This window comes from Alkalihalobacillus deserti (assembly GCF_020734105.1).
In the GTDB taxonomy this organism is placed as follows: Bacteria; Bacillota; Bacilli; order Bacillales; family Bacillaceae_D; genus Halalkalibacter; species Halalkalibacter deserti.
Genome location: NZ_JAJAFR010000045.1, coordinates 1 through 5,969, shown reverse-complemented (window position 1 = coordinate 5,969; position 5,969 = coordinate 1). Strand labels below are relative to the sequence as shown.

The window sequence follows — 5,969 nt, the reverse complement described above, 5'->3', positions numbered from 1 at the left end:
CGTGCAGTGTAACGGGGACGATCGCTAATTTTTGTTGGGGCATAAGAAAAGCACCTCCTTTATTTAATACATGTATCGTACCAGGAGGCGCTGCGTATTTATATGCGTTGTTTGAATGGGGGCTTACCTTCTTTTCTAGAATTGGTTCTCCTTTCTCATCTAATCCTTTCTCAGTTGATCTAAAATTGATATCAAACCATATTCTTTCTTTAATACGGTAACGAAACTTTAAACCATCTTTAGTGATACGGTCTGACATTCCAGTATAGATTCCATGTAACGTTCTCCATAGCTTATAAGATTGATTATTCAACAGTGAAGAGTGAGGAATCAACTTGTAAACAGTGACCTTCTCCTCTTCAATTTCAAAGAAGTCATTCCACTTTATGCCTATAATCTTCCTATTTTTAAATATCATAGTAACACCACCAATGTAGTACCAACTACGATTACTATCCCTGTTCGAGCTAACCATTTCTGCAAATCACCAAACATCATGAGACAACCACAAATGATTAAAGCTATTCCTGCTAATTCAGGTAAGATTGTTACTAGCTCATCTATCTTTGTTTGGAAAAAGAAGCTAACTCCCTCATATAGCTTATCTGCTAATTTATCAGCAACTGCTGAAGCAATTCCCTCTTTAAGCATGATTAAACCCCCTTCAGGAACTGTACATAAGCCCAAGACTTACGAATGATTAAATACCCTGCTGTAACTCCTACACCTCTCTCAATAGCTACTGTGCGGTTGTTAAACATCCAACTAGCACCAGCAAAGATTAATCCACCCCAAGCAACATAATCAGCAATTCCAAGCATCTCTCCCATTAATTTACCTAACCCTGAAGCATCATTTGGTATGGTTGCGGCACTAACCATAATTGCTTTATTTGCCATAAAAACTGTTAGTAGCAACTGCTGGAATTTTATTAAATGCAGAATCACTTTTCTTTTCAACTATTTCCCCATTCATAAAAGCCTTCCATTCTAATTCTTTTGTTTTCATCATAATTCACCTCTTGAACATTTTTTTAATTTCAAGTAAAACGCCATGTACGATTAGGCACATTCCGACCATAACCATTCCAAAATATACGTAAAAAATAAGAATCACCCACTTATGAAATAAGAAGTATCGGTAATACTTAAATTAAAAGGGAGGTAATAACAAATGCCTTTTATTTTAGTTGGATTTGGTCTCGTTCAAATTGGTCAATTATTGATAGAAACATTGTAATTATTCGGTAATTCTGCTATTACCATTAATGAACCGCTTCGGCTCAGTCTGTTGCGGTTTTCTTGTGTTTAAAACAGGTTGAGAAGGTGTTGGACTTTGGTAATACTGCTTTACTGTTTTTTGGTATGACCGTTCTTGTTTTTGGTTTCATGAACAGCTTCTGTTTCCTCCTCTTCATCCTCTATGTTTTGATTAACAGTGACATCCTCTTTCTTTGTTTGTTTTAACATCATGTCATCCCTTATTAATCCTTTGATATATTTTGAAAAGTTTTTCCTGCCAATGTGCTTAATCATCTCCTTTTCATCTGTATTTTTATCATTGAATGAAATCGACTTAACCTTTTTTGTCATTCGTTTATCCTCCTCACTCTGTCTTATGGTAAATGTTATTAGCGGTAATAACTTATTATGACAATAAATTAAACAAATAGTTTACTTTTTAATCTAATGATTGATCTATTTGTGATAAAAAGGAGTTTATTGGTGTGTTCTTGAATATAGAAACAAGTTGAATTATAAGGAGTTACGAACATGAAATGTAATATTAAGTGGTTAATTGCAAAGAGTGGATTGTCACAAAAGGAAGTTGCTAAAAAGATGAAGCTTACTCCACAACAAATAAATGCATGGGCAAGTGGACATAAATATCCAAGGATGGATAAAGGAATAGAGTTATGCAAAATTATAGATTGTAATTTGGATGATTTGTATGATTGGAAAGATGAATAACCTGTGAGGTGGTAATAGCGGTAATAATAAAAATACCTTCCAGTGAGGATCTGGAAGGTGTGTCTCGCTAGTATCTATGCGTAGCTGCTATTAGCGTATGATAGTTTTTGAGAAATAATGCAAGTACACTTTAATAAAAGCAGGGAAAATAATTATGAATCACATCGAACGTAAGGTGAACCAAATCATACAAAACGTGAATACTTTGCAAGGGAGAAATCCTACAATTGAAGAGTTAATGCAATGGACTGGTAGAGATAGAAAAGATTTACTTGGGGTTCTTAGAATTCTTAATAAAGTTTGAGTAAAGTACACGGTATTCAGCATCAGTTAATTTGCGGTTAAGTTTTGATTCAAAAAGTTTAACAATTTTTGCAAAAGTTGATTTCATGGAAAACACTCCTTTTTCTTTTGTAATAGTCAAAACTCGACAAAAGACAATAGGATATAGTGTATTATTTCACATGAATAGTTATTACATTATTTGCAAATCTTAAAAATACATGGTTCAATATAAGATAGACGCTCTAGAATAAATCAACTAACCATGTAAAGAAAGCCCTCACTCCATGATGTGAGGGCTTTTTTGTTGTTCTAATAAAAAAATAAGCGACACTCCTTGGGGAAGTTGTCGCTTATAAATTCTGTGATCGGAGGAGATGTTTACAACTCATGTAGCATGTCTCTATGTAATATTATATATTTTTTTGAAAAACGTGTTAGTAAGTTCACCTACAAAAAGTAGCCTGTTTTTGAGTTGAAAAAAGCTTTAAATAAAGTTGGAATAGATATTGGAAAGTTAAAAAGAGAAATGAGTAAGTGTGGAATTACTGTATACGAGTGTGATACAGAGAAGTATGGATATTTGATTATGTGCCTTGGTGTTGTTCTTTCATTGGACATGCCTCCTTTTCTCTATAATAGCTAAAAAGAGACAAGATTCAACACAATATAGCCGATTATATGACAATATATTTTAATTTGGTTTTTATTGTAAATCGTAGTATAATTTTCCCTATAAAATAAATAGGGGGCATTTAGTATGAAAAAAGTATTTAAGTTTGGTTGTTTAGGAATTGTAGGTTTGTTTGTATTACTTATTATTATCGGTATCTTTGCAAGTGGTGATGACACAACAACAGATACTGAAACAAATCCTGTAACAGAGGAAGCTGAAGTAAGCGAAGAAGCAACTGAACCTACGGAAGAACCTACTGTAGAAGAGGAGCCTGCGGAAGAGGAATCAGCTGCGGTAGAAGAAAATGTTCCGAGGGAATATAAGTCCGCTTTAACAAAAGCAGAACAATACGCTAAGACTATGCATATGTCTAAGGCAGGTATTTACGATCAATTAGTATCAGAATACGGGGAAAATTTCCCTGAAGATGCTGCCCAATATGCTATTGATAATATTGATTTTGATTGGAAAGAAAACGCACTGAAAAAAGCAGAAAATTATGCTGAGACTATGTCCATGTCGGATGCAGCTATTTATGACCAATTAATTTCAGAACACGGGGAGAAATTTACTCCAGAAGAAGCCCAATACGCTATTGACAATCTAGAATAACTTTAAATAAGAGTAAGCCCCCACAATGGAGGGCTTTTTTACTGGAAGATGGTAAGTGAAATGTCTACAAATTATTTAATCTTGAAATGCGGTTAAAACTCCGTCTTCAAAGTATAAATAAACATAATTAGGATAAACCCATTGCTCTCTAGTTCCATATTTATTAACCGTTCTATTTATATCTTTTGGTTCACCCCATCTTTTTCGAACTTCATCGCTTGTCATTCCTAACCTAATTTTTCTTGCTTCTCTTTCTTGTTTTTCTCTTTCTGCAGAAATTCTATCATTTTCTATACGCTCTAGCCTTTCTTCTTCTCTTCTTCTTAATGTATCTATTTTTATCTGTTCCATTACTACGTCTACGGTTTTTGGATTAATTATGTTATTACCTTCATCCTTTATTAAAAAATATCCTCTACATCTAGAATGTCAAATTTGAAAACCCTGTTGTCTATCATTAGGTAAGAACAATCACTTGAGTCATCGTGACAAATAAACTCATAATCCCTTCCACTATTTGTTAAACCTTGTATAATGTCAGGTCTCCAATCTCCTACTTCAAATACATACGATTCAAGATGTTCAATTTCAATACCACTCTCTCTAATTTCATTAAAAAAATCTAATTTATATCGTTTACTTTCTTCTTCTTTTATTAATGCTCTTTCCTTCCCAATATATAGAGACATAAAACCCTCATAATCTTTTGGAATGTTATAAATTATATCCTTGTATGATTCAAAATCTCCTAACTCCTTTAGAGAAAGTGCATAAGCCAAATTGTAAACATGTTCGTAATTTGTATTATCTTTAAGTTTATTAATAACTTCTTCATAATCTCCTTTTTGTATTAGAATAGAAATTCTATTCTCAGATATTTCCTCTTCTATCACTAAATCATTTTCTGTTTCTTCAACTTCTAAATTTTCCGAAGTTGTATTTTCTACCTTGTCAGAACAAGCAATCAATATAAATAAAATCATAAAATAATTAAAGTAAACCTTTTTCAAATACTATCACCCCTTAATTATGTAACACAAGAAAATTTTACCATATATTAATGCGAAGTAGAACTATTTTACTAGGAACATATAACTTCATTATTTAATTAGTCGTATAAAACAAAAAAGGGGCTTACCTCACTAGTCATCTAAAAGATAACTAACAAGGTAAGCCCCCATTAAAAACATGTGTATATGGTTCGATTTTCCGCCTAACAGCCTATATGACAAGCGAAAATAAACTTCTAATACCAATACAAGGGTAAACTATTCCCTACCCTCAAAACCTCTTTTTTTTTTTCATAATACGGTACATGAAATTATATACGCGCTAAACGCTGCTAACTCTCTTTCTTTGAATCGGTACTTTGTATTATAAGCAAATACCTTACCATCCTTTTCAAAAGTAGCCATCAAGTAAAAGTCATCATAATATCGCTTGATGCGATTCATTATGTCTTTGCTCTGTATCTCCTACCTAAAAAACAAAAAGGCTTACCCACTGGAATACCAATGAACAAGCTTCTTTGTTTTCATTCATCTTTAAAATAATCATAGTCGATAGCTTTTACTACAAATGTATTACTAATATCAACACCAACATTATGATTAATCATTAACTTTGATAATTCAGTACCATCAATTAATATAATCTTCTTTGCTTCTAATCTTTCAGCATATTGTCTCGCATTATCAGTAAAGTAAGAAGTTGTAATAAACACACCTTTCCTTGCACCTTTTCCATCCAAAGCACCTGAAAAACTTTGGACAACGTCACGACCTACAGAATTATTGGCAGCGTAACGTTTAGCCTGTACTTATGTTATCAAGACCGAGTTTATCTTCTTTAATCACTCCATCTAGCCCTTCATCGTTTGACCTTTGTGTAACTTTACCGTCCCCATATCCCATTACTGTTAGCAACTCAACTACTATGTCTTCAAATTGCATCTAGTGAATACTTCTTAATTGCTTTAATAAATTATCAGCTAGTTCATTTTTTAATTCATCCAATTTTTCTTTAACTATAGTAAGGGGATCAACTACTTTGGTTCCGACCCCCGAAAGTTAGAGTAAAAAATCTAACTTTCGGGGGTGTTTTTATGGCCAAATATAGTGAAGAATTTAAAATAAAGCTTGTTACCGAGTATTTAAATGGAAACCTTGGATATAAATTATTAGCGAAAAAATACAATATGCCCTCTCAAACCCCAATACAAGATTGGGTAAGAGCCTATAAAAAAAAGGGATAGAGGGATTAAAGCGAAGAAAAATGAAGGAAGCGTACTCTGTTCAATTTAAAATGGATACGATACAATTTATGGTAGAAACAGGTGCTTCTTTTCAGGAAACTGCTGAACAATTTCGATTGAATAACCCTTCATTAATTCACCGTTGGATGAAAACATTTAATGAACAAGGGATAGA

General features: G+C 33.0%; 10 protein-coding genes and 2 pseudogenes. 4 read left to right on the top strand and 8 right to left on the bottom strand.

What is annotated here, in order from left to right; all coding sequences use genetic code 11:
* The 4 genes and pseudogenes from LDX58_RS25235 to LDX58_RS25220 all read right to left on the bottom strand — a co-directional run.
* Positions 1–418 (bottom strand): annotated as a pseudogene (locus tag LDX58_RS25235) (hypothetical protein); the annotation flags it as partial.
* Positions 415–651: a hypothetical protein gene (locus LDX58_RS25230; protein WP_227940417.1), complete on the bottom strand. Its 237-nt coding sequence runs from the start codon at positions 649–651 to the stop codon at positions 415–417. The gene LDX58_RS25230 and the pseudogene LDX58_RS25235, both read right to left, overlap by 4 nt.
* A 2-nt stretch (positions 652–653) precedes the next feature.
* Entirely contained in the window at positions 654–899 is a 246-nt protein-coding gene (locus LDX58_RS25225; RefSeq protein ID WP_227940416.1) for a hypothetical protein, read from the bottom strand.
* Positions 900–1,349: 450 nt separating this feature from the next.
* Positions 1,350–1,592 carry a hypothetical protein gene (locus tag LDX58_RS25220; RefSeq protein WP_227940415.1) on the bottom strand — a complete coding sequence of 81 codons (243 nt, stop codon included), beginning with the start codon at positions 1,590–1,592 and terminating at the stop codon, positions 1,350–1,352.
* A 180-nt stretch (positions 1,593–1,772) separates the two neighbouring features.
* Between LDX58_RS25220 and LDX58_RS25215 the strand changes: the two genes are divergently transcribed.
* The 3 genes from LDX58_RS25215 (at position 1,773) to LDX58_RS25205 (ending at position 3,540) form a co-directional block, all read left to right on the top strand.
* Positions 1,773–1,970, top strand: a complete 198-nt coding sequence (locus LDX58_RS25215; RefSeq protein WP_227940414.1) for a helix-turn-helix transcriptional regulator — start codon at positions 1,773–1,775, stop codon at positions 1,968–1,970.
* A gap of 154 nt (positions 1,971–2,124) precedes the next feature.
* A complete protein-coding gene (locus LDX58_RS25210; protein WP_227940413.1) occupies positions 2,125–2,274 on the top strand; it encodes a hypothetical protein in 150 nt (49 codons plus the stop codon).
* Positions 2,275–3,012: 738 nt separating this feature from the next.
* Positions 3,013–3,540 (top strand): Ltp family lipoprotein, encoded by a 528-nt coding sequence (locus LDX58_RS25205; RefSeq protein WP_227940412.1) that lies wholly within the window; start codon positions 3,013–3,015, stop codon positions 3,538–3,540.
* 75 nt (positions 3,541–3,615) lie between these two features.
* On the opposite strand, the gene LDX58_RS25200 is transcribed toward LDX58_RS25205, so the two are convergent.
* From LDX58_RS25200 to LDX58_RS26250, 4 genes and pseudogenes are all read right to left on the bottom strand, one after another.
* On the bottom strand, positions 3,616–3,891 hold the full coding sequence (locus tag LDX58_RS25200; protein WP_227940411.1) for a DUF2845 domain-containing protein: 276 nt from the start codon (positions 3,889–3,891) through the stop codon (positions 3,616–3,618).
* A 50-nt stretch (positions 3,892–3,941) separates the two neighbouring features.
* Positions 3,942–4,550 carry a hypothetical protein gene (locus tag LDX58_RS25195; RefSeq protein WP_227940410.1) on the bottom strand — a complete coding sequence of 203 codons (609 nt, stop codon included), beginning with the start codon at positions 4,548–4,550 and terminating at the stop codon, positions 3,942–3,944.
* Between the two features lie 524 nt (positions 4,551–5,074).
* A pseudogene (locus tag LDX58_RS26255) lies at positions 5,075–5,299 on the bottom strand (restriction endonuclease); the annotation flags it as partial.
* Between the two features lie 49 nt (positions 5,300–5,348).
* Positions 5,349–5,492 (bottom strand): restriction endonuclease, encoded by a 144-nt coding sequence (locus LDX58_RS26250; RefSeq protein ID WP_265416834.1) that lies wholly within the window; start codon positions 5,490–5,492, stop codon positions 5,349–5,351.
* A 152-nt stretch (positions 5,493–5,644) separates the two neighbouring features.
* On the opposite strand from LDX58_RS26250, the gene LDX58_RS25185 reads away from it, so the two are divergent.
* Positions 5,645–5,794, top strand: coding sequence for a helix-turn-helix domain-containing protein (locus LDX58_RS25185; protein ID WP_227940409.1), 150 nt, complete (start codon positions 5,645–5,647; stop codon positions 5,792–5,794).
* Positions 5,795–5,969: the final 175 nt, after the last annotated feature.

Excerpts from the sequence above, each read along its gene's own strand:
- LDX58_RS25230 (WP_227940417.1), bottom strand. The coding sequence starts at position 651 with ATGCTTAAAGAGGGAATTGCTTCAGCAGTTGCTGATAAATTAGCAGAT.
- LDX58_RS25225 (WP_227940416.1), bottom strand. The coding sequence starts at position 899 with ATGGCAAATAAAGCAATTATGGTTAGTGCCGCAACCATACCAAATGAT.
- LDX58_RS25220 (WP_227940415.1), bottom strand. The coding sequence starts at position 1,592 with ATGACAAAAAAGGTTAAGTCGATTTCATTCAATGATAAAAATACAGAT.
- LDX58_RS25215 (WP_227940414.1), top strand. The coding sequence starts at position 1,773 with ATGAAATGTAATATTAAGTGGTTAATTGCAAAGAGTGGATTGTCACAA.
- LDX58_RS25210 (WP_227940413.1), top strand. The coding sequence starts at position 2,125 with ATGAATCACATCGAACGTAAGGTGAACCAAATCATACAAAACGTGAAT.
- LDX58_RS25205 (WP_227940412.1), top strand. The coding sequence starts at position 3,013 with ATGAAAAAAGTATTTAAGTTTGGTTGTTTAGGAATTGTAGGTTTGTTT.
- LDX58_RS25200 (WP_227940411.1), bottom strand. The coding sequence starts at position 3,891 with ATGGAACAGATAAAAATAGATACATTAAGAAGAAGAGAAGAAGAAAGG.
- LDX58_RS26250 (WP_265416834.1), bottom strand. The coding sequence starts at position 5,492 with ATGCAATTTGAAGACATAGTAGTTGAGTTGCTAACAGTAATGGGATAT.
- LDX58_RS25185 (WP_227940409.1), top strand. The coding sequence starts at position 5,645 with ATGGCCAAATATAGTGAAGAATTTAAAATAAAGCTTGTTACCGAGTAT.